Raw genomic sequence first — 24,775 nt, 5'->3', positions numbered from 1 at the left:
CAAACGCCCCGCGGTGCGGAGTCAAAAATTATAAGTTGAAAGGTTCTTTTTTAGCTGAGGCGTTGAGGACCAGCGCGGATACCCTGCAACTGGCTGATCCAGACCGGAACGCTAAACGCGGCCTGAGAGGTAAAATGGGTATATGTCACGCGACTCACGGTCGCGGGCGGTCTGCCTTCTTGCGTCAGCATCGCGCTGAGCGTATTCAGCAACGCAAGATGGTGCGCCTGGATTGGCAACGGCTCTTCGGCAACAGGCAACGCCTGAGGAGCCATAGCAAAAGAAAGATGGCGAATAACCGTACGAATGGCATGCTGATGCCAGTAATCGACGGTAAAATTAGGGCGACGATTGGTCGCTTCCAGCAAAGCAAGCTGGCTAAAGTTAACTTTACCGGATTGATCGTGATTGCTGGCGGTCGCCTTCGCAGGGGTATTGGGTTCAGCAGCATTACTGAGCGCGGGCAGGCCAAAACTCGCCGCGACCATCCCCAACAGGAGATGCGGCCAGAAGTACCGTCTGCCTAACTGTCGCCAACGCGTCAGTATTCCACTCACGTTTTTGCCACCTGATATACCCTGCGTTTGGGGTTACGAATGCAAAACATTTTTTTGCGCACGAATCTTATCATTAAAGCGTACGCTCCACAGCAGTAATGACAACCAGCCATGGGTAAATATGCTCAAGAAAGCAGCGATCGCACACTATTTTAACCTAGTGGCAGGGAAAAATTTGCGTTGGAAAAGACTGCGTTAATGAGTACATAAAAAAACGACTGGCTCACCTGGCCGGAGAGAGTGCCAGATTTACCAGTCGAATTTATACGACAGCGTATGTCGTTATGCCAGTACGGTCGAAGGTGCTTTGAACGCCAGAGGCAGTTCTGCATCGTCCTGGAAGGTCACATATTCCCAGGCTTCCTGTTTTGCCAGGACTGCCTGCAACAGTTTGTTATTCAATGCATGACCGGATTTATACGCGGTGAATGCACCAATAATGTTGTGACCACACATGAACAAGTCACCAATCGCGTCGAGCATTTTGTGACGAACGAATTCGTCTTCAAAACGCAGACCGTCTTCGTTCAATACGCGATAATCGTCAACAACGATGGCACAATCGAAGCTGCCGCCCAAGGCCAGGCCACGGGACTGCAGATATTCGATATCACGCATGAAGCCGAAAGTACGCGCACGGCTGATCTGGCGCATGAACGCATCTGCAGAGAAGTTCATCGCATAGCGCTGCGTGCTGGCATCAATCGCCGGATGGTTAAAGTCGATGGTAAAATCCAACGAGAAACCATTAAACGGTTTGAATTCAGCCCACTTATCGCCATCTTCGACACGAACGGTCTCTTTGATGCGAACAAATTTCTTAGCGCTGTTCAGTTCTTCAATACCCGCATCGAGCAGCAGGTATACGAATGGAGCAGCACTACCATCCATGATCGGGATTTCCGGGGCGTTAACTTCAATAACAATGTTATCGATACCTAAGCCCGCCAGAGCAGCGTTAAGGTGCTCTACGGTTGAAATCCGCACATCATGCTCATTGACCAGACACGTACAGAGCATGGTATCACGCACAGATTTGGCATCGGCCGGGAAATCTACCGGAGGATTCAAGTCGGTGCGACGATAGATGACCCCGGTGTTGGCCGGCGCAGGGCGTAGCGTCAGCGTGACTTTTTTGCCGGTATGTAAACCGACGCCAGTCGCCTGAACGATACGTTTAAGTGTCCTTTGTTTGATCATCGTATAATCTCGCCAAATTAACTATCCAACCGAAGTGTACTATACATTCGGCGGGCCAGTTTAGCACAAAGAGCGCAGATTCCCAAATTCCAGCTAATTCTTAATCAGCTTGCTTACGCAGGAATGCTGGGATATCCAGATAATCCGGCTCTTTAGTGGTTTGCGGCGTATTGTCGTTAACCACTTTCGCTACCGGTTTTTGCTCTTGCGTCAACGGCGCCATGCCGTGTTGCTGGTAACGATCCATTACCGGCTGTTGTACCTGCTTGTTGGTTACCAGAGTGATTTCAGGACGCTTGTCCATACCAATTCCAGTCGCAACAACGGTTACGCGCAGTTCGTCGTTCATATCCGGGTCCAGAGAGGTACCGATTACCACGGTCGCGTTATCCGATGCAAAGGCACGGATGGTGTTACCCACGGTTTCGAATTCATCCAGACGCAGGTCGAAGCCCGCAGTAATGTTGACCAGCACGCCACGTGCGCCGGACAGATCGATGTCTTCCAACAGCGGAGAAGAAATTGCCATTTCAGCCGCTTCTTCTGCACGATCTTCACCGCTCGCCACGCCAGAACCCATCATTGCGTAGCCCATTTCAGACATCACGGTACGCACATCTGCAAAGTCGACGTTCATCAGACCCGGACGGGTAATCAGTTCAGCGATACCCTGTACTGCGCCTTTCAGCACGTCATTCGCTGCGCCAAATGCATCCAGCAGGGAGATCCCGCGACCCAGCACTTTCAACAGTTTGTCATTCGGGATAGTGATCAGAGAGTCCACGTGTTTGGACAGCTCAGTGATACCCTGCTCCGCGAATGCCATACGCTTCTTGCCTTCAAAGTTGAAAGGCTTGGTCACGACAGCAACGGTCAGGATACCTAAATCTTTTGCCACTTCAGCCACTACTGGCGCTGCACCAGTACCGGTACCGCCGCCCATGCCAGCGGCGATAAACACCATGTCTGCACCGTCAAGCGCTGCACGCAGAGCTTCACGATCTTCATCTGCCGCATTGCGACCGACTTCCGGGTTTGCACCCGCGCCCAGACCTTTGGTGATGCCGCTACCAATCTGAATGGTCTGTCCTACCGCCGTCTTACGCAACGCCTGCGCGTCGGTATTCACCGCGAAGAATTCAACACCTTCGATGCGCTCGCGCACCATGTGTTCAACGGCATTACCGCCACCGCCGCCGACGCCGATGACTTTAATCACCGCGTCATTGGTAAGTTCCATAGGTTCAAACATAGTTTCTCTCTCCGTTGTGCCTGTCGCCTGAGACCGTTAATGTGCGTCGGTCTCTTTAAAAATTAAAACTCTTTTCTCAGCCAGCTATTGAGTCGTTTGATCCACGAGCCAACTGATGCCGTTACGCGTTTTTCTACTTCAGCCTCACCACTCAAATGGGATTCTTTCCCGTAGTGAAGCAGCCCCACCGCCGTTGAATAATACGGCTCCTGAGCATAATCCGTCAGACCAGTAATATTCAGCGGTGCGCCAATACGCACTTGCGTATGGAACACACGCTGTGCGCAGGCCGCAAGGCCTTCAATTTGCGCAGCACCGCCGGTTAACACAATCCCCGCCGCCAGATGATGTTTCACACCCTGCTGACGAAGCTGTTCTTGTAATTGCAAAATTTCTTCGTTGACCAGGTTGAGCAGCTCGGTATAACGCGGCTCAATGACCTCTGCCAGAGTCTGACGTTGCAGGCTACGCGGTGGACGCCCCCCCACGCTTGGCACTTCAACGCTCTCGTCTTTACCCACGATGGAACCCAGTGCGCAACCATGACGCACTTTGATGGCTTCGGCATCGCTTGGCGGCGTACCAAAGGCATACGCGATATCGCTGGTCACGACATTCCCGGCATAGGGGATAACTTTAGTGTGGCGCAACGCCCCGCCAGTATAAACGGCGATATCCATTGTACCACCACCAATATCGACCACGCAGACACCCAGCTCACGTTCATCTTCCGTCAAGACGGAATAACTGGCTGCCAACCCGGCAAAAATCAGTTGGTCAACTTTCAGACCACAACGTTCAACAGCTTTGACGATGTTCTTCGCCATGTCGTTGTGGCAGGTTATAAGGTGGACTTTTGCCTGCATACGCACGCCGGAAAGACCGACCGGATTTTTGATACCTTCCTGGTAGTCAATGGCGTATTCCTGCGGAATAACGTGCAGAACGCGATGTTCATCGCGAACACGTACGGACTTTGCCGTATGAACCACGTTTTCCACATCTTCCTGCGTCACTTCCTCTTCGGAAATGGGCACCATACCAATTTCATTCTGACAGCTAATGTGTTTACCGGAAAGCGCCAGATACACAGAGGAGATCTGGCAATCTGCCATCAGCTCAGCCTGGTCAATGGCGCGCTGTACGCACTTCACCACAGACTCAAGGTCGTTCACCCCGCCTTTATCCATACCTCGCGATGGGCAACTGCCCACGCCAATGATATTGACCATACCGTCGGGCAGAACTTCCCCTACTAAAGCGGCTACCTTCGCGGTGCCAATCTCCAGTCCAACTACCAGTTTTCTGTCCGTCGCCTTGATCATTGTTGTTCTGCCTGTGCCTGATTCTGTTGCTGATTAGATTCCTCAGGAGGCAAGGGAACCCAGCCTACTGCCGCTCCTGAGTCATAACGCAAATCAACGTAGCTAATCCGTTTGCCATCGGTTTGCGCCTGCTGCTGTAAAACCGGGTAGAGTTCCACAAAGCGAGCCAAACGTTTTATCGTATCGCCCCTGCCCAGATTCAGCTTAATATCGTTATTCAGCGTCAACTGCCAGGAACGACGAGCGGTCATTGCCGCTTCCTTCAGGGTGAATCTATCCTTAGCCAGCACCTGCCCCATGTCACGGAACCCTTGCAACACTTCACTCGCGCTGCCTTCCGGCCCGTACAACATGGGTAATACCTGCTTATTGGCCCGACCGGTTGGGACGCTGAACGTATTTCCTTCGGCATCCACCATATGTTGGTCATTCCAACGCGCTATTGGCACATATTCAACCAGATGAATCTTCAATTCATCAGGCCATTGCTTTCTGACGCTCGCCTGTTTGATCCAGGGGAGACGTTCAATCTGGCTCTGGATGATGTTCACATCCTGAGTCATAAAGGTTCCCGGAGCGCCCAGCGCCAGGATGGACTGACGGATATCGTCATTGCGCGTGTAATGCCGTTCACCGGTTAACACCAGTTTTGACAATGGCAAACGCTGCGCATCTTCCATCCATCCCAATACTACCCAGCCGCTGACAAACACGGTGCACAGCACTGTCAACAGAAACAGTATTCCTGCAAGACGCGTTCCATTATTGCGGCGTGAGGAGTTTACTTCTTCTTCATCACCGTTTCGTGTGTTCAGCGCAGCCTGCGACATATCAGTCCGCCAACTCCAGAATTCGTACCACCAACTGCGAGAAGCTCAAACCCGCCTGACGCGCCGCCATCGGCACCAGGCTGTGGCTGGTCATACCCGGAGAGGTATTGGCTTCCAGCAGATAAAACTGGTCATCGCTGTCCAGCATGACGTCAATACGGCCCCAACCTTTACAGCCCAATGCGGTCCATGCTTTCAGGACTAATTCCTGCAAACGGGCCTCTTGTTCGACTTCCAGACCTGCTGGGCAGAAATATTGTGTCTCATCAGAGAGATACTTCGCCTCATAATCATAGAAGGTTCCCGCGGGTTGGATACGTATTGACGGTAAAATTTCTTCGCCGAGCATCGCAACTGTAAATTCCGAGCCACTGAGCCATTTTTCAATCAGTACTTCTTCATCATGCTGAAAAGCCAATGCTAATGCACCATGCAAAGCATTTTCTTCTTCAACTTTTGACATCCCTACGCTAGAGCCTTCACGGCTTGGCTTCACAATTAGCGGCAGGCCTAACGCAGAAATTTTTGTAACCACTTCATCGCTAAGACCTTTTTCGAACTCAGCGCGGGTCAGCGCAACCCAAGGTGCGACGGGTAAACCTGCGCCCTGCCACAGCAACTTGCTGCGCAGTTTGTCCATCGAAATCGCGGAAGCCATGACGCCGCTGCCGGTATACGGCAGGCCAATCAGCTCCAGCATGCCCTGCAACGTGCCATCTTCACCACCACGACCATGCAGCGCAATAAACGCCTTCTGAAAACCCATTGATTTCAGAAGAGTGACATCAACCTCTTTTGGGTCAATCGGATGGGCATCCACACCACCCTCACGTAACCCAGCCAGCACGGCCGCGCCGGAATTCAGCGATACTTCACGCTCTGCGGAGGTTCCCCCTAACAGGACCGCGATTTTATCAGCCATGTTGTCCTTCCTCCGGGTTTTGCGGCTTCAGTTTGATTTCAGCTAAGGAACGCGCGATTTTGCCGATATTTCCAGCGCCTTGCACCAAAATCAGATCGTTGCCGGTTAATACGGGGGCCAACATTTCAGCCGCCAGGGCCGGATCGGAGACCAGAATCGGATCGATCTTACCGCGACTGCGAATAGTACGGCACAGCGAGCGGCTGTCAGCACCCGGAATCGCGGCTTCGCCTGCGGCATACACATCCAGCATCAGCAGCGCATCGACCTGGGTCAGCACGTTGGCAAAGTCGTCGTATAAATCGCGCGTACGTGTGAACCGGTGCGGCTGGAACAGCATCACCAAATTTTTGTCCGGCCAGCCCGCGCGCGCAGCTTTGATCGTGGCGTCAACTTCCGTTGGGTGATGACCATAATCATCAACCAGCATCGCAGTCCCGGTTTTACCGTTCACCGGCTCAAGCGGGAATTCACCGAGGAAGTCAAAACGACGCCCGGTCCCCTGGAAACTTTCCAGCGCACGTAAAATAGCCTCGTCTTCAATACCTTCTTCTGTCGCGACCGCCACCGCCGCCGCCGCATTCAGGGCATTGTGGCGACCCGGCGCGTTTAACGTAACGCGTAAATCAGCCATCCCCTGGCGCAGCAGCGTAAAGTGCCCTTGTGGGCCGATCTGCTGGTAATCTTCAACGCGCACATCGGCATCGTCGCTAAAACCATAGGTTGTGGTTTGACGGCCGACTCGCGGTAACAGTTCGCGGATCACCGGATCGTCAACACACATCACCGCACGACCATAAAACGGCAAGTTATGCAGGAAATTTATAAACGTCTGCTTTAAATTTTCGAAGTCGCCATGGTAGGTATCCATATGGTCAGCTTCGATATTGGTGACAATCGCCACCATCGGCTGCAAATGCAGGAATGATGCGTCGCTCTCATCCGCTTCGGCAATCAAATAACGGCTATGACCCAGACGCGCATGGACGCCTGCTGCTTTCACCAGACCACCGTTGACGAAAGTCGGATCCAGACCCGCTTCCGCATAGATGCTGGAGACCATCGCCGTGGTCGTGGTTTTACCGTGCGTCCCGGCAATGGCGATACCGTGACGAAAACGCATTAACTCCGCCAGCATTTCAGCACGACGGATCACCGGAATGCGCGCTTCATGCGCCGCAACAATTTCCGGGTTATCTGCAGAAATAGCGCTGGATACCACCACCACGCTCGCATCACGCACGTTTTCCGGGCGGTGATTAAAGAAAATCGTGGCGCCCAGATTCGTCAACTGCTGCGTCACCGGATTCGGCGCTAAGTCAGAACCGCTGATCTGATAACCTTCATTGGCCAAAACTTCGGCAATACCGCCCATACCAGCACCACCGATGCCGACAAAGTGAATGTGCCGAACGCGACGCATTTCGGGCACGATGGAACGCAGTTTTGCCAGTTGTTGTGTATTCATTCTTTAGCCATTAACTTCTTAGTTCATGCGATGCAAAAGGCATCACCACAATTACGCCCGGGCAGCCCGGCTCACTTCGTTTGCAACACGCTCTGTGGCATCCGGTATGGATGCGGCGCGCGCACGTTCTGCCATGGTTAATAAGGTTTCTCGCGACCACCCGGCAAGGGTGCTGGCGACGGCATCCACAGTAAACTGCGGCTGCTCAAGAATTTTGGCCGCGCCCGCTTTCTCCAGCGGCAGCGCATTCCAGTATTGCTGTCTGTCTTTGTGCTGGAACGGTACAAACAGCGCAGGCAAACCTGCGGCGGCAATTTCGCTCACCGTTAGCGCACCTGAGCGACAGACCACGACATCCGCCCATGCGTAAGCTGCCGCCATATCATCAATAAACTCAGTGACCTTGTGTTGCGGTTGTCCCGCGTCGACATAAGCCTGCTCAACGGTTTGCTGCGCACCTTTACCGCTCTGATGCCAGATAGTCACCGCATCACCAAGCCTGGCGGCAACCTGCGGCATCGTCTGGTTAAGCACGCGTGCGCCCTGAGAACCACCGACGACCAGCACGCGAACCGGACCTTCACGTCCAGCCAGACGCGCTTCAGGTAATGGCAGCGCCAGCACGTCAGTACGTACCGGGTTGCCCACCACATCCGCATTTGGGAATGCGCCAGGAAAGGCTTGCATCACCTTCGTTGCAATCTTCGCCAGCCATTTGTTGGTTAATCCAGCAATGCCGTTCTGCTCATGCAGAACCACCGGAATGCCTAATGACCAGGCCGCCAGACCGCCAGGGCCAGACACGTAGCCGCCCATACCCAGCACCACATCAGGCTTAAACTGCTTCATGATGGCGCGCGCCTGACGCCAGGCATTAAAAATACGCACGGGCGCGGCAAGCAGTGCGTTAACGCCTTTGCCACGCAAACCGGAGATGCGAATAAAGTCAATTTCAATGCCATGTTTCGGCACTAAGTCCGCTTCCATACGATCGGCGGTGCCCAGCCAACGAACCTGCCAGCCCTGCGCCATTAAATGGTGCGCGACCGCCAGCCCCGGGAACACATGCCCGCCGGTACCGCCCGCCATCACCATTAACCGCTTCGGTTGACCACTCATCGTGCACCTCGTGTAAACGCCTGGGCTTTTTCCAGACGCGTTTCATAATCAATACGTAACAAAAACATGATGGCCGTTGACATAATCAACAAACTGGAACCACCATAACTGATCAGCGGCAACGTCAGACCTTTGGTTGGCAGCATACCTGCCGCCGCACCGACATTTACCAGCGCCTGAAAGCTAAACCAGATCCCGATGGAGCAGGCTAAAAAGCCTGAAAAACGGTGATCAATTTCCAGCGCTTTACGACCAATCGACATCGCGCGAAAAGCGACGAAGAATACCATTAAAAGTGCCAATACCACACCGATATAACCCAGCTCCTCCCCAATGATGGCGAAGATGAAGTCGGTGTGCGCTTCCGGTAAATACTCCAGTTTTTGTACTGAATTACCTAAGCCTTGTCCCCAAACCTCACCGCGACCAAAAGCCATCAGAGATTGTGTCAGCTGGTAACCGCTGCCGAACGGATCTTCCCACGGGTTCCAGAAAGAAGTTACGCGGCGAATACGATACGGCTCGGCAAGGATCAGCAGTACGACCGCCGAAATCCCCATGCCGATGATGGCGATGAACTGCCACAGTTTCGCGCCGGCGAGAAACAGCATCGCCAAAGTAGTAACAAACAGCACCACCACCGTACCAAGGTCAGGCTGCGCCAGCAGTAAAATAGCCAGCACCAGGATCACGCCCATCGGTTTTAAGAAGCCGCGCAGGTTGTTACGCACCTCATCCACTTTACGCACCAGGTAATTGGCGAGATAACAGAACAGCGACAGCTTGGTAAATTCTGCTGGCTGAATACGCAGCGGACCCAACGCAATCCAGCGCGACGCCCCGTTAACGGAGCTACCCACCACCAGCACGATCAGCAGCATGATGATTGAGGCTATCAGCATCGTCGTACTGTACTTTTGCCAGAACTCCATCGGCAGACGCAGCGTCACCATCGCCAGACAAAACGCGAGGAAGATGTACAACGCGTCACGCTTAGCAAACAGGAAAGGATCACCCGCCAGGCGTTGCCCTACGGGCATCGATGCCGATGTCACCATCACGAAGCCGATCGCCGCCAAACCAAAGGTTAGCCACAGCAGCATGCGGTCATACATGATCAGGCTGTCGGCGTCTTTATCACGCGAAGCCATCACCCAGCCTTTAAGCGCCGCGAAGATCCACGCCAGGACACCCAGTCCTGGTAAGCGCGGCAGTCTCAGACGAGGGAGAGATAAGCGCATCAACCCAACTCCTTCGCCAGACGGGCAAAGACATCACCGCGTTGCTCAAAGTTCTTGAACTGATCGAGGCTGGCGCAGGCTGGCGACAGCAGCACCATATCGCCCGACTTCACGCGCGGCGCAAGCAGACGCATAGCCTGCTCCATAGTTTCAGTTTGTTCCGCAATCTCAGGTCGCAGAGCGGCGAGTTGCGCGCCATCGCGGCCAAAGCAGTACAGACGAATGTTATTGCCGGTCAGGTAACGCTGCAACGGCATAAAGTCAGCGGATTTCCCGTCGCCGCCCAGCAGCAGGTGCAGCGTGCCGTCAACGTGCAGGCCATTCAGTGCGGCTTCAGTGCTGCCGACGTTGGTGGCTTTAGAATCGTTAATCCAGCGTACGCCGTTATGGTTCAGCACCAACTGAAAACGGTGCGCCAGACCGGTAAAGGTGGTCAGCGCTTTCAGACTCGACGCCCGTGGTAAACCCGCGGCATCCGCCAGCGCCAGCGCAGCCAGGGCGTTGGTATAGTTATGCTGACCTGAAAGCGTCATCTCTTTCACGTTGAGGACTTTTTCCCCTTTCACCCGCAGCCAGGTTTCGCCCTGCTGACGATTCAGGTGATAGTCCCCCATATTGACGCCAAAGCTCACGCAGCGCTCATCCGCCCCGCGAATCGGCATGGTCAGCGCATCATCGGCGTTGACCACACATACTTTCGCGTTCTCATAGACGCGCAGTTTGGCCGCACGGTACTGCTGCAGGCCAAACGGATACCTGTCCATATGATCTTCGGTGACGTTCAAAATGGTGGCCGCCACGGCCTGTAAACTGGAGGTTGTTTCCAGTTGGAAGCTCGACAGCTCGAGAACATACAGCTCGCGTTCGTCATCCAGCAGCATCAGCGCAGGCAGGCCAATATTACCACCAACCCCCACATTCACACCGGCAGCTTTCGCCATCTCGCCGACCAGCGTAGTGACGGTACTTTTCCCGTTGGACCCGGTGATCGCGACGATCGGCGCCTGAGCTTCGCGACAAAACAGCTCAATGTCGCCAACAATTTCAATCCCGGCATCAGCAGCAGCGCTCAACGAAGGGTGCGCCAGGGCAATACCAGGGCTGGCGACGATGAGATCGGCAGCCAGCAGCCAGTCATCATTCAGGCTACCAACATGACGCTCAACCGCTTCCGGTAATTTATCCAGACCAGGCGGCGTCGCACGGGTATCCATCACGCGCGGCGTCACGCCACGCGCCAGGAAGAAATCCACGCAGGACAGTCCGGTCAACCCCAGACCGATAATGACGACTTTTTTACCCTGGTAATCAGCCATGATTAACGTACCTTCAGCGTTGCCAGGCCAATCAGCACCAGCATCAGCGAAATAATCCAGAAGCGCACAATGACGCGCGGTTCCGGCCAGCCCTTCAGTTCATAGTGGTGGTGAATCGGCGCCATACGGAAGATGCGCTGTCCGCGCAGCTTAAATGAGCCAACCTGCAGAATGACCGACAGCGTTTCTACAACAAATACGCCGCCCATGATCACCAGCAGGAACTCCTGACGCAGCAGCACGGCAATAATGCCCAGCGCGCCGCCCAGCGCCAGCGATCCGACGTCGCCCATAAAGACCTGCGCCGGATAGGTGTTAAACCACAGGAAGCCCAGGCCCGCGCCGACAATCGCCGTACAGACGATCACCAGCTCACCCGCATGACGTAAATAGGGAATGTGCAGATAGCTGGCGAAGTTCATGTTACCGGTCGCCCACGCCACCAGCGCAAAGCCTGCTGCGACGAACACAGTCGGCATAATGGCAAGGCCATCCAGACCGTCGGTGAGATTGACCGCGTTGCCGGTCCCCACAATCACGAAGTACGCCAGCAGAACATAGAACAGACCCAGTTGCGGCATCACGTCTTTAAAGAACGGCACCACCAACTCGGTCGCCGGAGTATCTTTACCGGCCAGATACAGCGCAAAGGCCACGCCCAGCGCAATCACCGACATCCAGAAATATTTCCAGCGCGCAATCAGGCCTTTGGTGTCTTTGCGTACCACTTTGCGGTAGTCATCGACAAAACCGATAATGCCGTAACCGATCAGAACCACCAGCACGCACCAGACGTACGGGTTCGACGGGTATGCCCACAACAGAACAGAGATAACAATTGCGGTGAGGATCATAATCCCGCCCATGGTAGGCGTACCGCGTTTACTGAAGTGCGATTCCGGACCGTCGTTACGCACGACCTGTCCGAAGGACATTTTTTGCAAGCGGGCGATCATGCGCGGGCCCATCCACAAAGAGATGAACAGCGCGGTCAGCAGGCTGACGATGGCGCGAAACGTCAGATAGGAAAAGACGTTAAAGCCGGAATAATATTTGACCAAATGTTCGGCCAGCCAAACTAACATGTCCCATTCTCCTGTAATGCGCGTACTACCTCTTCCATGGCGGCACTACGTGAACCCTTCACTAAAATCGTCATGACCTGATGTTCTGCAATCAATGCTTTAAGATGCGCGGTCAGCGCGGTTTTATCCGCAAAATGCTCACCAACGCCGCTGGCATGGCTAATTGCCTGACTCAGTTTCCCTGTACTCAGCACACGGTCGATACCCGCCGCCTTCGCAGCGATACCCACCTGCACGTGACATGCTTCGCTTTCCGCGCCAAGCTCTGCCATATCGCCAACCACCAGCACGCGATAGCCTGGCATTTCAGACAGCACCTGTACCGCTGCGGTCATGGATCCGACGTTAGCATTATAGGAGTCGTCCAGCAGCAGTTGGTTTTCTGCCAGTTGAATCGGGAACAGACGCCCCGGTACCGCTTGCAAATCCTTCAGACCCGCTTTGATCGCGTCGTGTGTCGCGCCTACCGCCATAGCGAGCGCCGCCGCCGCCAGAGCGTTAGCAATGTTATGGCGACCCGGCAGCGGTAGCAGAACATCAATGCTTCCGGTTGGCGTTTGCAGCGTAAATTCCGTGCCGTGTGAGGTCACATGTACGTTGGCCGCCGAAAAGTCGCTGTTAGCCGCATTCGGCGAAAAACGCCAGACTTTGCGATTGCCGATAATGTTCTGCCAGTTCAGCCAGTCGTTGTTGTCGGCATTCATAATGGCGATACCGTTCGCTGACAGGCCGGTAAAAATCTCACCTTTTGCCTTCGCTACGCCCGCCAGAGAGCCGAAACCTTCCAGATGCGCGGCGGCAAGGTTGTTCACCAGCGCGGCTTCCGGGCGAGTCAGGCCAACGGTCCAGGCGATTTCACCCTGATGATTGGCGCCGAGCTCAATCACGGCATAGTCGTAATCGTTGTTTAAGCGCAGCAGCGTCATCGGAACGCCGATGTCGTTATTCAGGTTTCCCGCGGTATATAACGTGTTGCCACACTTACTCAAAATGGAGGCCGTCATCTCTTTGACTGACGTTTTACCAGAAGAGCCGGTCAACGCGACAACACGCGCCGGAACCTGGGCGCGTACCCACGCTGCCAGTTCACCAAACGCCAGACGCGTATCGTTAACAATCAACTGCGGCAGATCGGTGTCCAGAGGACGGCTGACCAACAGCGCGCCCGCCCCGCTCTCTTGTGCCTTGTCGGCAAAATCATGAGCGTCAAAACGTTCGCCTTTCAGTGCCACAAACAGGCAGCCTGGTGTCACTTTACGCGTATCGGTTGTCACCGCATCAAGGGTCAGATCGGCCCCTTTCAGTTCGCCGCGGAGGATCTCAGCCAGTTGGCTGAGCGTTACGCTAATCATGCGATTACCCCCAGCAGGCGCGCTGCCGTTACGCGGTCAGAATAGTCAAGGCGCTGTGCGCCGACGATCTGGTAGTCTTCGTGACCTTTCCCGGCCACCAGCACCACGTCGTTTTCTTTCGCCTGCATAATGGCGTTTGTCACCGCTTCTGCGCGACCTTCCATCACCTTCGCCTGCCCGGCATCCAGCATCCCCGCCAGAATATCGTTAATAATGGCGCGCGGCTCTTCGGTACGCGGGTTGTCATCGGTCACCACAACAACATCTGCAAACTGCTCGGCAATTGCGCCCATCAACGGACGTTTGCCTTTATCGCGATCCCCGCCGCAGCCAAAGACGCACCACAGTTTGCCAGTGCAGTGCAAACGCGCTGCCTGCAGCGCTTTTTCCAGCGCATCTGGCGTATGGGCGTAATCAACCACCACGGTGGTTTTACCCGGTGCGCTGAACACTTCCATACGCCCGCAAACCGGCTGTAATTGTGCCGCCGTTTTCAGTAAATCAGCTAACGGATACCCCAGCGCCAGCAGCGTTGCCAGCGCCAGCAGCAGATTGCTGACGTTAAACGCCCCCATCAGGCGGCTTTCAATTTCGCCGTCGCCCCATGAGGAGGAAAATCGAATCGTCGCGCCGCTGTCGTGATAATCCACGTCAATCGCTTTTAACCAACGACCGTGACAGTTCGGGTTGATATGGCCTTCCATCGACACAGCAACCGCATCCGGCAATTTTGCCAGCCAGCGACGACCGACTTCATCATCCGCATTGACAATAGCCTGACCGCAATGGTGCGTGGAATACAGCAGCCATTTCGCGGCTTCGTAGTGCTCCATATCGCCGTGGTAATCCAGATGATCGCGGCTCAGGTTGGTGAATACCGAGGCGGCAAACTTCAGCGCCGCCACACGATGTTGCACCAGACCGTGCGAGGAGACTTCCATCGCGCCCACCGTGGCACCCTGCGCAACCAGCCCTGCCAGCACATGCTGGACATCAACGGCTGAACCGGTGGTGTTTTCCGTTGGGATCACTTTACCCAACAGGCCATTGCCTACCGTGCCCATTACCGCGCTGGTTTCACCAAGCAGTTGGCTCCACTGTGCCAGCAATTGGGTGGTGGTGGTTTTACCGTTCGTCCCGGTCACGCCGACCAGGCGCATTTTCTCAGAAGGCTCGTGGTAAAAACGGCCTGCCAGTGCAGATAAGCGTTCGTTAAGCTGGCTCAGATAGATAACCGGTACACCGTGCATTTCGCGGATTTCACCGTCAGCAGCTTCATCTTTTGCTTCTGCAATAATGGCAGCCACACCTTGCGCTATCGCCTGCGGGATATACCGACGCCCGTCCGCCTGATGACCCAATACTGCGACAAAGAGATCGCCTGATGCAGCCACACGGCTGTCGAGCGTCATCTCCCGCAGTGCTCGCTCCGGTGCACCCGGCACCCATGGAGCAAGAAGGTCGCGCAAATTACGATCTGCCACCTGTTGCCTCGCCTTGATTATTCACAAATTCATTTTTATCGCCCGTTGTCAGCGCATCCGGCTCGATGTTCATGGTGCGCAGAACGCCGCCCATGATGGCACCAAAGACCGGCGCGGAAACGGCGCCACCGTAGTATTTACCCGCCTGCGGATCGTTGATAACAACAACCAGCGCGAAGCGCGGCTGACTCGCAGGCGCAACGCCTGCGGTATAAGCAATGTATTTGTTGATGTAGCGGCCATCCGGCCCCACTTTTTTCGCCGTACCGGTTTTAATGGCGATACGATAGCCTTTAATCGCCGCCTTCACGCCGCCGCCACCGGGCAGCGCCACGCTTTCCATCATGTGCACCACGGTGCGTACGGTCGCTTCCGGGAAGATACGCTCGCCCGGAACGGGAGGATCAACTTTGGTAATCGACAGCGGGCGATAAACGCCATAGCTGCCGATCGTTGCGTAGACTCGCGCTAACTGTAACGGCGTTACCATCAGCCCGTAGCCGAAAGAGAAGGTGGCCCTCTCTATGTCAGACCACCGTTGTTTTTGAGGATATAAGCCACTGCGTTCTCCGACCAACCCCAAATTGGTCGCTTTTCCCAGCCCAAAACGTGAGTAAGTGTCTACTAACGCTGAGGACGGCATCGCTAACGCCAGCTTGGAAACACCGACGTTACTCGACTTCTGCAAAACCCCGGTGAGGGTCAATTCGCTATAACGCGCCACGTCTTTGATTTCGTGGCCATTAATTCGGTAAGGGATAGTGTTGAGCACGGTGTTTTCGCGTACAACGCCACGCTGCAGCGCCGTCATCACCACCATCGGCTTAACGGTAGAACCCGGTTCAAACACGTCGGTAATGGTACGGTTGCGCATAGCGTCTTTTGGCGTACCGGTGAGATTGTTTGGGTTGTAAGACGGGCTGTTCGCCATCGCCAGCACTTCACCAGTATTTACATCCACCAGCACCGCGCTGCCTGATTCCGCCTTGTTAAAGGCCACAGCGTTATTCAGTTCACGGTAGACCAGCGCCTGTAAACGCTCATCAATACTCAGCGCAAGGTTATGCGCCGCCTGGCTGTCGGTAGAGGAAATATCCTCAATGACGCGGCCATAACGGTCTTTACGTACAATACGCTCACCCGGTTGTCCGGTGAGCCATTTGTCGAAGCTTTTCTCAACGCCTTCAATCCCCTGACTGTCGACGTTAGTAAAACCGATGAGGTGAGCGGTCACTTCTCCGGAAGGATAGTAACGGCGGGACTCTTCACGCAGGTGAATCCCTGGCAGCTTGAGTTTTTTGATGTAGTCAGCCATGTCAGGGTTTACCTGACGTGCCAGATAGATAAAGCGTCCTTTCGGGTTGGCGTTAATGCGGGAAGCCAGTTGATCAAGCGGGATATTCAGGGCCGTCGACAGCGCTCGCCAGCGCTCGCCAACGCTCACGCCGCCTGCATCATGCACCTCTTTCGGATCGGCCCAAATCGCCTTCACCGGTACGCTCACTGCCAGCGGACGTCCTGAACGGTCGGTAATCATTCCGCGCGAGGTGGACACTTCCTGGACGCGCAGAGAGCGCATATCGCCCTGACGTACCAGCATGTCCGGCGCGATGATTTGCAGCCAGGCAACGCGCCCCAGCAGAAAACCCAGTGCCAGCAAAATACAGCCGCACAGTAACGCAAAACGCCAACTGATAAAGTTGGCTTGTTCTTCCTGGCGTTTTGGTTTGTGCGTTTTTGCCGCTGCTTTCATGCGTCGCGTTTATCCTTATTTTTGTACTACGATGTTTTCTTGTGAGGGATCAACATGCTGCATTTGCAGCTTTTCCGTTGCGATCCGTTCAACACGGCTATGATCACCGAGCGCATTCTCCTCAAGGATCAAGTTGCGCCATTCGATATCTAACGCATCTCGCTCCAGAACCAGTTGCTCACGCTGCGCGGTCAGTAACCGCGTATGGTGTGCTGTGGTCACGACGGTAACCGCCGTCAAAATAATGCAAATGAACAGGCAGAGTGGCAGCTTCCCATACCGCAAAAGATCGTCACCGATCACGCCAGGCAAGGCATGGCGCTCGTTGCTTCCTATCGATCCCTTAACTTTGCTGAGGGCTTCTGTCACTCTGCCGATCATGCGTTCGTCCTCTCTGCAATACGCAGAACTGAACTACGGGCACGAGGATTTTCAGCAACCTCTTCTTCGCCCGGCATCATCTTGCCTAGTGCTCTTAACTCACGGCCGCCCAGCTTTTTGATCTGCGCTTCGGTCATCGGTATTCCAGCCGGAACCTGAGGACCACGGCTTTGTTCACGCATAAAGCGTTTCACAATGCGATCTTCAAGCGAATGGAAACTGATTATCGAAAGGCGACCTCCTGGTGCCAGCACGCTGAGCGAGCTTTTTAGCGCCTGCTCTATCTCCTCCAGTTCACTGTTCACCCAAATGCGCACCGCCTGGAAGGTACGGGTCGCGGGATGTTTGAATTTGTCTTTCACCGGCATTGCCGCCGCAATCACTTCCGCCAGCTCTTTGGTGCGGGTCATCGGTTCGATGCGATTGCGCTCTACGATGGCGCGAGCAATGCGTTTGCCGAAGCGCTCTTCGCCAAAGGTTTTAATCACCCAGGCAATGTCTGCTTCATCGGCGGTTTGCAGCCATTCAGCTGCTGACTGACCACGTGTTGGGTCCATACGCATATCTAATGGACCGTCACGCATAAATGAGAATCCGCGTTCCGCGTCATCAAGCTGCGGAGAAGAAACCCCAAGATCGAGAAGAATCCCGTCGATCTTACCGGTCAGTCCGCGTTCGGCGACATAGTCAGCCAGCGCAGAAAAAGGTCCATGTACGATGGAAAAACGGGGATCAGTAATCATCTGTGCAACGGCAATCGCCTGCGGATCGCGATCGATAGCCAGTAAACGTCCTTCTTCGCCAAGCTGTGAGAGGATCAGACGTGAGTGACCGCCGCGACCAAATGTCCCGTCAATGTAGATGCCGTCTGGACGAATATTCAGGCCGTTTACGGCTTCATCCAACAACACCGTTGTATGTTTATAGTTTTCCATCATTTTATAGAGACAAATCCTGCAATCGTTCCGACAGCGCGCCGGTAACAGACTGCTCAGCGTCGATATCTTCCTTGACCTGTTGATACCAGGTCGTTTCATCCCACAGCTCAAACTTATTGAACTGCCCAACCAGCATCACTTCTTTCGTTAGCCCTGCGTGTTGCCGCAGAATGGGCGCTATCAATAATCGACCAGCACTATCCATCTGACATTCGCTGGCATGACCCAGCAATAAGCGCTGTACGCGACGCTCAACTGGATTCATGCTCGACAGACGCGATAACTTCTGCTCGATAATTTCCCATTCAGGCAGGGGGTACAGCAGCAGGCACGGGTGATGGATGTCAATGGTACAAACCATTTGACCGGTAGCGCTCTCGAGCAGTTGATCCCGATAACGGGTAGGCACCGATAAGCGCCCTTTACTGTCGAGATTAACTAACGTTGCTCCCCGGAACATGCCAGTCTCACCCCCGATTACCACTTTATCCCACAAATTCCCACTTAAAGGAGTTTACGGAGCGGAGGAAAACCTTGTCAAGCAAGTCACGGCGCTTAGCGGAGCAAAAAACCCATTGTTTACGGCTAATATCTGCGTTGAGCAAATTCCGTACAGCAAACGAAGCAAATTAACGTCATGAATATTTGTAAGAAAAAAATCCAACAACTCATCATTGTTTAAAACAACTGAATATCATCAGAAGAAAATATAAAGTGTCAGTTTGCGACGCGAGCGGCATTTTAGGACAATATGCAGCGAGATAACAGTACCAGTTAATCAGTCTGTACACCGCACAGGAGTGAGGCAGGGGCGAGATTGTCGCAGTACGGCAGCGAAGTGTTTGTTAATTCGTCAATTCCATACAAGCATGTAACAAAATAATACAACCGTAACGCGCAGTTACGTATCAATAACCCGAAAATGGTTAGTTGCTTTTTTAATTCGCCATTATTTAAGATGAAATTAAGATAATTCTAAAGAATATTCTTAATTATAATGCGGTTATTTCTGATAATGGAAAATTTGATGACGCCAGAGATATCCTGCCGACGTCATCAATAGAGAGGACTTAGTTACGGCTGAGAATACCGCGACGGTACAGATTACGCCGTATACGCGTTAAACCTGGTTTTGGTTTACGTGGCTCGTCAAGACTTGCCAATACAATCTCCAGCACGCGTTCTGCAACATCACGATGGCGCTGCGCCACCGCCAATACCGGGCACTGCAGGAAGTCGAGCAGTTCGTGATCGCCAAACGTCGCAATCGCTAAATCAGACGGTAATTGACCATCGCGACGCAGGGTCACATCCATCACTCCCTGCAGCAGGGCAAACGACGTGGTAAACAGCGCCTGAGGCATGGGATGCGTTTCCAGCCATTTATCAAACAATTGCGCGGCCGCTTCCCGCTCGTAGCTGTTGGCATACAGGAAATGCACTTTACGCGGATCGTCCTTCCACGCGGTACGGAAACCCTGTTCGCGCAGGAAACTGACGGATAATTCAGGGAGCGCCCCCAGATAGAGCACGGTTTCAGCAGGGAATTTACGCAGTTCCTCCGCCAACATTTCCGCATCATCCTGGTCTGCGCCCACGACGCTGGTAAAGTGTTCGCGATCCAGCGCGCGGTCCAGCGCCACAATTGGGAATGAACTGTTCGCCCAACGCTGATAGAACGGATGTTCAGGCGGCAAGGAGGTCGACACGATAATGGCATCAACCTGGCGTTGTAAAAGATGCTCAATACAGCGCATTTCGTTATCCGGCTGATCTTCAGAGCAGGCAATCAGCAATTGATATCCGCGCTGACGCGCCTGACGCTCCAGATAGTTTGCGATCCGGGTATAGCTCGTGTTCTCGAGATCCGGGATCACAAGCCCAATAGAACGTGTGCGTCCAGCACGCAGCCCGGCCGCCACGGCATTAGGGTGGTAATTATGCTCGCGCACCACCGCCATGACTTTTTCAACCGTTTTGTCGCTTACGCGATATTGCTTTGCTTTACCGTTAATAACGTAGCTTGCAGTCGTTCGCGAAACGCCGGCCAACCGAGCGATTTCATCCAGTTTCACAATTGCCCCTTGCGTAAAATGTACAAACCATAACCTTTGAGATGGCATGGGTTAAATTTATTAACATCTAAGCGCAGAATAATGACTCCGGCAACCGCTTTTGTCTCTGGTTACCGCTGATTTCGCAAAAAAAAGCCCAACCTGAGTCGTTGGGCTTGCGAATTAAGAACCCGATCATGATTAGCGCATGATTTTATCGCCGCGGGAAAGCCCCACCACGCCGGAACGAGCGACTTCCACAATTTTAGCGACTTCACGCAGCGTTGCCAGAAACGCATCCAGCTTATCGCTGGTGCCCGCCAGTTGTACGGTGTAGATAGACGGCGTAACGTCGATAATTTGCCCGCGGAAAATCTCCGTGTTGCGTTTCACCTCTTCCCGGCCATAACCGCTGGCCTGAATTTTCACCAGCATAATTTCTCGTTCAACGTGAGCACCCTGCCCCAGTTCGCTGACGCGCAAAACGTCCACCAGTTTGTGAAGCTGCTTTTCGATCTGCTCCAGGACTTTCTCATCTCCAACCGTCTGGATCGTCATCCGCGATAAGGTCGGATCGTCAGTCGGCGCGACGGTCAGGCTTTCAATGTTGTATCCACGCTGGGCGAAGAGGCCAATAACACGCGATAATGCACCCGACTCGTTTTCCAGCAATACTGATAATATCCGGCGCATAATCAGGTCCTCTCCGTTTTGCTTAACCACATTTCATCCATCCCGCCTCCACGAATCTGCATCGGGTAGACATGTTCACTACCGTCGACGGTAACATCGACAAACACCAGACGGTGGTTACGCACATGTTCCAGCGCTTCGCCCAGCTTGCTCTCCAGTTCATCAGGCCGATTAATCTGGATACCGATATGCCCATAAGCCTCAGCCAGGCGCACAAAATCGGGTAGCGACTGCATGTAAGATTGGGAATGACGCCCAGAATAGATCATGTCCTGCCACTGTTTGACCATGCCGAGATAACGGTTGTTAAGGTTGAGTACCAGCACAGGCAGCTCATATTGCAGCGCCGTCGACAGCTCCTGAATGTTCATCTGAATGCTGCCATCTCCGGTGACGCAGACCACCGTTTCATCCGGCAGCGCCATTTTCACGCCTAACGCCGCGGGCAAACCAAATCCCATGGTGCCGAGGCCGCCTGAGTTGATCCAGCGCCGCGGTTTATCAAACGGATAGTATAGTGCGGCAAACATCTGATGCTGGCCAACGTCAGAGGTCACATACGCATCCCCTTTCGTCAGGCGCCAGATGGTTTCGATCACCGCCTGCGGTTTAATACTTTCGCTTTGCGTGTCGTATTTCAGGCATTGACGGGCACGCCAGTGCTCGATGTGTTGCCACCAGTCACGGTTATCATCCAGCGGCTGCAGCGACTTCTCCTGCTCCAGCAGTTCAAGCATCTGATCCAACACCAGGCGAGCATCGCCCACAATCGGAATATCTGCCGTGACAGTTTTTGAAATAGAGGTCGGATCGATGTCGATATGCAGCACGGTCGCATTCGGGCAATATTTTGCCAGGTTATTGGTCGTGCGATCATCGAAGCGAACGCCGACGGCAAAGATCACATCGGAATGATGCATGGTCATATTGGCTTCGTAAGTACCATGCATACCCAACATGCCCAGCGCCTGGCGATGCGTTGCCGGGAACGCACCTAAGCCCATTAGCGAGGAGACAACTGGCAGATTAAGTGCTTCAGCCATCTGCCTCAGCTGTTCGTGGCAGGCAGCATTCACCGCCCCGCCTCCCACATACACAACCGGTTTCTTCGCTGCGACCAGCGTCTGCAAAGCCCGTTTTATCTGTCCTTTGTGCCCGGTCGTCGTCGGATTATACGAACGCATACTCACTGACTCTGGCCAGCTGTAAGGCAGTTTCTTCGCGGGATTCAGAATATCTTTCGGTAAATCCACCACCACAGGTCCCGGACGACCGCTTGCCGCCAGCCAGAAGGCTTTTTTCAGCACCTGCGGGATGTCTTCCGTTTGTTTAACCAGAAAGCTGTGCTTTACCACCGGACGGGATATGCCCACCATGTCACACTCCTGAAAGGCATCGTAACCAATCAGTGAAGTAGCGACCTGCCCGGAGAGGATCACCAACGGAATGGAATCCATATAGGCTGTTGCAATACCGGTGATCGCATTGGTTGCCCCCGGTCCGGAAGTGACTAAAACGACGCCCACCTCTCCCGTGGCACGCGCCAAACCATCAGCCATATGTACTGCGGCTTGCTCATGACGAACCAGCACATGATCAATACCGCCGACTGTATGCAACGCATCATAAATATCGAGGACGGCCCCCCCGGGATAACCGAATACCTGCTTCACACCCTGATCGATGAGCGATCGGACGACCATCTCGGCTCCAGACAACATCTCCATGGCTTGCCTCACTCTTATAATGAATAACGGTTTAACAACACATTAACCGCTGACGATGACGCATGGCAATTGACTCCGAAGGGGTGACACCGGAGTAAATAAGAATAAAATGAAGGAAAGAATCGAATATATGGAGAATTAAACCAGCATAAGCAATTGATATGATAAATAATCGCTTAAAAAGGGGGACTTACAGCAATTAGTCTATTTTTTTATACTTTCAGGTAAGCATAAAAACCAGAGTTCAGCATAAAATTTCAGATATAAATCGAAAAGCAGAATAAACCAGATGAGCTATCCAGTTTATTCTGCCAGTGGCTACTGTTTACAGACAGAGACTAACAGTTCTTCCATCCATTGATGCCCTTTATCGCGCCCCGCAGCTTCATGCCAGGAAAGATAACATGTGCGGCTGTTCAATTTTAAAGGTAAAGGCAATACCTGCAGCTCTAAAGAATCGGCAAATTCCTCTGCCAACCAACGTGGCGCTATAGAGACCAGATGCGTTTGCGATACAATATTAAGAACGCTAATTAATGCCATGCCCTGATAGGCCACGCAGGATTGTTTATCCGGGGTGTCGTACCACGGTTGACTGAATGAAGCGAAGCGATCGAGCGAAACCACGGCATGCTGTTCATTATAGAGATCGCTTTCCAGCAGCGGACCACTAATGCGCGGATGCTTTTTGCTCGCCACTAACACCATTTCGTCATTGAATAACGGAATACTGGTGAATTCCGGACGACGGAAGTCTTCATAGCTAATAACAAACTCAGTTTCCTGATAACGTAATTGATGTTCTGTATTCTGGTTGAGCGAAGATTTAAATACGACATTAATGTTTGGCGCGACTTGTTCAACCCGATTATAAATCATCGAAGTAAGGATATTATCTAACGGACTGCATACGCAAAGATTGAATACACGCTCGCTGCTGCCAGGTTCAAAGCCCGAACCTGGCAGTTCGTTCTGTACTAATTGCAACGCCTGGCGAACGGAACCAAATAGCTGGAAGGCCCTGGCAGTCGGCTGGATCCCGCGACCATAACGCACAAAAAGTTCATCGTTGAACATGACCTTCAGGCGCGCAACCGCATTACTGACTGCAGGTTGCGACATCCCCAACGAATGGGCAGCACGAGTAATGTTTTGTTCCTGCATCACCGCATCAAAGACGGTTAATAAATTTAGATCAACCATGCGAAGCTGTGGCTTCCCCATCTCTATAAGATTTGGTTTATCTATTATTTTTACTTCTGGCATATTTAACTCCACTGTCACTCTAAACTCCCTTTTAATCCCAGACGGAGTGAAGAAATAACCTCCGTTAATATGATTTACCATGCATATAAAATGAGAAAAAGAGAAAACATTAAAATTAGGAAAACATAAAGGCACAAATCTGAATGTGCAAAAAAACACTACAAACGCCGCGCGGAAGAAGTCATTGCGCGATGATTCATATGTTTAAATTTCAAAAGCAATATAACCATAAGCATGGCGAATAAACAATCATACGCTTCATGAATACGTATTTAAGTTTTAATTAAATGTTTATATTATTAATACATTAAAAGTTAACATTAATTTATCAATTTTGGGGTGGTACACTGGTCATACCCATTCATAGTTACTATAAAAACAGATAAATCATAAAGATATAAAATCCCAATCGGGATGATATCTCTAGTTCATCGTTACAATAAATGCAAATAAGTATGCTCAAATATGTCAAACCGTGAAAACTGTGTTCAGCCCTCAGTGAATTAATTTTATATACCCAGAAAAATTCAGCACAATTCGCTTAAGTTTTGTTGAAACTTTATCCCTTAAGCAGGGCATTTACGAGGCATGGGGTTGACATCAGACCTCATATCCAGTACCACTAAAAGCATATCGCATTCGCCTGGAGCCAGATTGATGACTTACATTGCTCGTTTTAACGGTCTACTACTACTAAACGCATCTTCATTGCGCGGTAGACTGGTGGACGACATTCAGCATTAAGTCAGCTCCAGTTAAGACAAAAACCCGCGCCGTTGCGCGGGTTTTTTTATGCTCGAAGCAAGGCGCCC

At 52.9% G+C, this 24,775-nt stretch carries 22 protein-coding genes; 1 reads left to right on the top strand and 21 read right to left on the bottom strand.

Annotated features, from left to right (window positions below; all coding sequences use genetic code 11):
- Window positions 1-50 precede the first annotated feature (50 nt).
- The 21 genes from secM to leuO all read right to left on the bottom strand — a co-directional run bounded on the left by secM (window position 51) and on the right by leuO (window position 23,963).
- Window positions 51-557 carry a secA translation cis-regulator SecM gene (gene secM / locus On2M_RS04540; protein ID WP_151216742.1) on the bottom strand — a complete coding sequence of 169 codons (507 nt, stop codon included), beginning with the start codon at window positions 555-557 and terminating at the stop codon, window positions 51-53.
- Window positions 558-839: 282 nt separating this feature from the next.
- Window positions 840-1,757, bottom strand: a complete 918-nt coding sequence (gene lpxC / locus On2M_RS04535; RefSeq protein WP_003018750.1) for a UDP-3-O-acyl-N-acetylglucosamine deacetylase — start codon at window positions 1,755-1,757, stop codon at window positions 840-842.
- Window positions 1,758-1,857: 100 nt separating this feature from the next.
- Window positions 1,858-3,009 carry a cell division protein FtsZ gene (ftsZ, locus tag On2M_RS04530; protein WP_003018753.1) on the bottom strand — a complete coding sequence of 384 codons (1,152 nt, stop codon included), beginning with the start codon at window positions 3,007-3,009 and terminating at the stop codon, window positions 1,858-1,860.
- Window positions 3,010-3,071: 62 nt separating this feature from the next.
- Window positions 3,072-4,334 carry a cell division protein FtsA gene (ftsA, locus tag On2M_RS04525; protein WP_003018755.1) on the bottom strand — a complete coding sequence of 421 codons (1,263 nt, stop codon included), beginning with the start codon at window positions 4,332-4,334 and terminating at the stop codon, window positions 3,072-3,074.
- Entirely contained in the window at window positions 4,331-5,164 is an 834-nt protein-coding gene (gene ftsQ, locus On2M_RS04520) for a cell division protein FtsQ (protein ID WP_003018758.1), read from the bottom strand. Before ftsQ ends, ftsA begins: the two co-directional genes overlap by 4 nt.
- A 1-nt stretch (window position 5,165) precedes the next feature.
- Window positions 5,166-6,086: a D-alanine--D-alanine ligase gene (locus On2M_RS04515; protein ID WP_210904431.1), complete on the bottom strand. Its 921-nt coding sequence runs from the start codon at window positions 6,084-6,086 to the stop codon at window positions 5,166-5,168.
- Window positions 6,079-7,554: a UDP-N-acetylmuramate--L-alanine ligase gene (gene murC / locus On2M_RS04510; RefSeq protein WP_151216741.1), complete on the bottom strand. Its 1,476-nt coding sequence runs from the start codon at window positions 7,552-7,554 to the stop codon at window positions 6,079-6,081. Before murC ends, On2M_RS04515 begins: the two co-directional genes overlap by 8 nt.
- 51 nt (window positions 7,555-7,605) lie before the next feature.
- The gene (gene murG, locus On2M_RS04505; RefSeq protein ID WP_151216740.1) at window positions 7,606-8,673 is read right to left on the bottom strand and encodes an undecaprenyldiphospho-muramoylpentapeptide beta-N-acetylglucosaminyltransferase; all 1,068 of its coding nucleotides are present in this window, start codon (window positions 8,671-8,673) and stop codon (window positions 7,606-7,608) included.
- Complete coding sequence (gene ftsW / locus On2M_RS04500) at window positions 8,670-9,914, bottom strand: cell division protein FtsW (RefSeq protein WP_149691212.1); 1,245 nt, start codon at window positions 9,912-9,914, stop codon at window positions 8,670-8,672. The genes murG and ftsW overlap by 4 nt, the downstream gene beginning before the upstream one ends.
- Window positions 9,914-11,230 (bottom strand): UDP-N-acetylmuramoyl-L-alanine--D-glutamate ligase, encoded by a 1,317-nt coding sequence (gene murD, locus On2M_RS04495; RefSeq protein ID WP_151216738.1) that lies wholly within the window; start codon window positions 11,228-11,230, stop codon window positions 9,914-9,916. Before murD ends, ftsW begins: the two co-directional genes overlap by 1 nt.
- A 2-nt stretch (window positions 11,231-11,232) precedes the next feature.
- Window positions 11,233-12,315: a phospho-N-acetylmuramoyl-pentapeptide-transferase gene (gene mraY / locus On2M_RS04490; protein ID WP_045439803.1), complete on the bottom strand. Its 1,083-nt coding sequence runs from the start codon at window positions 12,313-12,315 to the stop codon at window positions 11,233-11,235.
- Window positions 12,309-13,667, bottom strand: a complete 1,359-nt coding sequence (murF, locus tag On2M_RS04485) for a UDP-N-acetylmuramoyl-tripeptide--D-alanyl-D-alanine ligase (protein ID WP_187259103.1) — start codon at window positions 13,665-13,667, stop codon at window positions 12,309-12,311. Before murF ends, mraY begins: the two co-directional genes overlap by 7 nt.
- Entirely contained in the window at window positions 13,664-15,151 is a 1,488-nt protein-coding gene (gene murE, locus On2M_RS04480; RefSeq protein ID WP_151216737.1) for a UDP-N-acetylmuramoyl-L-alanyl-D-glutamate--2,6-diaminopimelate ligase, read from the bottom strand. The genes murF and murE overlap by 4 nt, the downstream gene beginning before the upstream one ends.
- Window positions 15,138-16,904 (bottom strand): peptidoglycan glycosyltransferase FtsI, encoded by a 1,767-nt coding sequence (gene ftsI, locus On2M_RS04475; protein WP_151224550.1) that lies wholly within the window; start codon window positions 16,902-16,904, stop codon window positions 15,138-15,140. The genes murE and ftsI overlap by 14 nt, the downstream gene beginning before the upstream one ends.
- 15 nt (window positions 16,905-16,919) lie before the next feature.
- Window positions 16,920-17,285, bottom strand: a complete 366-nt coding sequence (gene ftsL, locus On2M_RS04470) for a cell division protein FtsL (protein ID WP_151216736.1) — start codon at window positions 17,283-17,285, stop codon at window positions 16,920-16,922.
- On the bottom strand, window positions 17,282-18,223 hold the full coding sequence (rsmH, locus tag On2M_RS04465) for a 16S rRNA (cytosine(1402)-N(4))-methyltransferase RsmH (RefSeq protein WP_210904430.1): 942 nt from the start codon (window positions 18,221-18,223) through the stop codon (window positions 17,282-17,284). The genes ftsL and rsmH overlap by 4 nt, the downstream gene beginning before the upstream one ends.
- Before the next feature lies 1 nt (window position 18,224).
- Entirely contained in the window at window positions 18,225-18,683 is a 459-nt protein-coding gene (gene mraZ / locus On2M_RS04460) for a division/cell wall cluster transcriptional repressor MraZ (protein ID WP_005124560.1), read from the bottom strand.
- A gap of 610 nt (window positions 18,684-19,293) precedes the next feature.
- Complete coding sequence (gene cra / locus On2M_RS04455) at window positions 19,294-20,298, bottom strand: catabolite repressor/activator (RefSeq protein WP_200920802.1); 1,005 nt, start codon at window positions 20,296-20,298, stop codon at window positions 19,294-19,296.
- Window positions 20,299-20,478: 180 nt separating this feature from the next.
- Complete coding sequence (ilvN, locus tag On2M_RS04450; RefSeq protein WP_003829566.1) at window positions 20,479-20,970, bottom strand: acetolactate synthase small subunit; 492 nt, start codon at window positions 20,968-20,970, stop codon at window positions 20,479-20,481.
- Window positions 20,971-20,972: 2 nt separating this feature from the next.
- The gene (gene ilvI, locus On2M_RS04445; RefSeq protein WP_151216735.1) at window positions 20,973-22,697 is read right to left on the bottom strand and encodes an acetolactate synthase 3 large subunit; all 1,725 of its coding nucleotides are present in this window, start codon (window positions 22,695-22,697) and stop codon (window positions 20,973-20,975) included.
- Window positions 22,698-23,015: 318 nt separating this feature from the next.
- Window positions 23,016-23,963 (bottom strand): transcriptional regulator LeuO, encoded by a 948-nt coding sequence (gene leuO, locus On2M_RS04440; protein WP_151216734.1) that lies wholly within the window; start codon window positions 23,961-23,963, stop codon window positions 23,016-23,018.
- Between the two features lie 588 nt (window positions 23,964-24,551).
- Between leuO and leuL the strand changes: the two genes are divergently transcribed.
- A complete protein-coding gene (gene leuL, locus On2M_RS24400) occupies window positions 24,552-24,707 on the top strand; it encodes a leu operon leader peptide (protein WP_348772783.1) in 156 nt (51 codons plus the stop codon).
- Window positions 24,708-24,775: the final 68 nt, after the last annotated feature.

It is taken from the genome of Citrobacter sp. On2M, from assembly GCF_018035235.1.
Lineage (GTDB): Bacteria > Pseudomonadota > Gammaproteobacteria > Enterobacterales > Enterobacteriaceae > Citrobacter > Citrobacter meridianamericanus.
The sequence above is the reverse complement of the archived record's forward strand: the minus strand, read 5'-3'. Positions and strand labels throughout refer to the sequence as shown.

What these genes read in the sequence shown, in the direction of transcription:
- lpxC (WP_003018750.1), bottom strand. Translation starts at nt 1,757, where the DNA reads ATGATCAAACAAAGGACACTTAAACGTATCGTTCAGGCGACTGGCGTC.
- ftsZ (WP_003018753.1), bottom strand. Translation starts at nt 3,009, where the DNA reads ATGTTTGAACCTATGGAACTTACCAATGACGCGGTGATTAAAGTCATC.
- ftsA (WP_003018755.1), bottom strand. Translation starts at nt 4,334, where the DNA reads ATGATCAAGGCGACGGACAGAAAACTGGTAGTTGGACTGGAGATTGGC.
- ftsQ (WP_003018758.1), bottom strand. Translation starts at nt 5,164, where the DNA reads ATGTCGCAGGCTGCGCTGAACACACGAAACGGTGATGAAGAAGAAGTA.
- On2M_RS04515 (WP_210904431.1), bottom strand. Translation starts at nt 6,086, where the DNA reads ATGGCTGATAAAATCGCGGTCCTGTTAGGGGGAACCTCCGCAGAGCGT.
- murC (WP_151216741.1), bottom strand. Translation starts at nt 7,554, where the DNA reads ATGAATACACAACAACTGGCAAAACTGCGTTCCATCGTGCCCGAAATG.
- murG (WP_151216740.1), bottom strand. Translation starts at nt 8,673, where the DNA reads ATGAGTGGTCAACCGAAGCGGTTAATGGTGATGGCGGGCGGTACCGGC.
- ftsW (WP_149691212.1), bottom strand. Translation starts at nt 9,914, where the DNA reads ATGCGCTTATCTCTCCCTCGTCTGAGACTGCCGCGCTTACCAGGACTG.
- murD (WP_151216738.1), bottom strand. Translation starts at nt 11,230, where the DNA reads ATGGCTGATTACCAGGGTAAAAAAGTCGTCATTATCGGTCTGGGGTTG.
- mraY (WP_045439803.1), bottom strand. Translation starts at nt 12,315, where the DNA reads ATGTTAGTTTGGCTGGCCGAACATTTGGTCAAATATTATTCCGGCTTT.
- murF (WP_187259103.1), bottom strand. Translation starts at nt 13,667, where the DNA reads ATGATTAGCGTAACGCTCAGCCAACTGGCTGAGATCCTCCGCGGCGAA.
- ftsI (WP_151224550.1), bottom strand. Translation starts at nt 16,904, where the DNA reads ATGAAAGCAGCGGCAAAAACGCACAAACCAAAACGCCAGGAAGAACAA.
- ftsL (WP_151216736.1), bottom strand. Translation starts at nt 17,285, where the DNA reads ATGATCGGCAGAGTGACAGAAGCCCTCAGCAAAGTTAAGGGATCGATA.
- rsmH (WP_210904430.1), bottom strand. Translation starts at nt 18,223, where the DNA reads ATGATGGAAAACTATAAACATACAACGGTGTTGTTGGATGAAGCCGTA.
- mraZ (WP_005124560.1), bottom strand. Translation starts at nt 18,683, where the DNA reads ATGTTCCGGGGAGCAACGTTAGTTAATCTCGACAGTAAAGGGCGCTTA.
- ilvN (WP_003829566.1), bottom strand. Translation starts at nt 20,970, where the DNA reads ATGCGCCGGATATTATCAGTATTGCTGGAAAACGAGTCGGGTGCATTA.
- ilvI (WP_151216735.1), bottom strand. Translation starts at nt 22,697, where the DNA reads ATGGAGATGTTGTCTGGAGCCGAGATGGTCGTCCGATCGCTCATCGAT.
- leuO (WP_151216734.1), bottom strand. Translation starts at nt 23,963, where the DNA reads ATGCCAGAAGTAAAAATAATAGATAAACCAAATCTTATAGAGATGGGG.
- leuL (WP_348772783.1), top strand. Translation starts at nt 24,552, where the DNA reads ATGGGGTTGACATCAGACCTCATATCCAGTACCACTAAAAGCATATCG.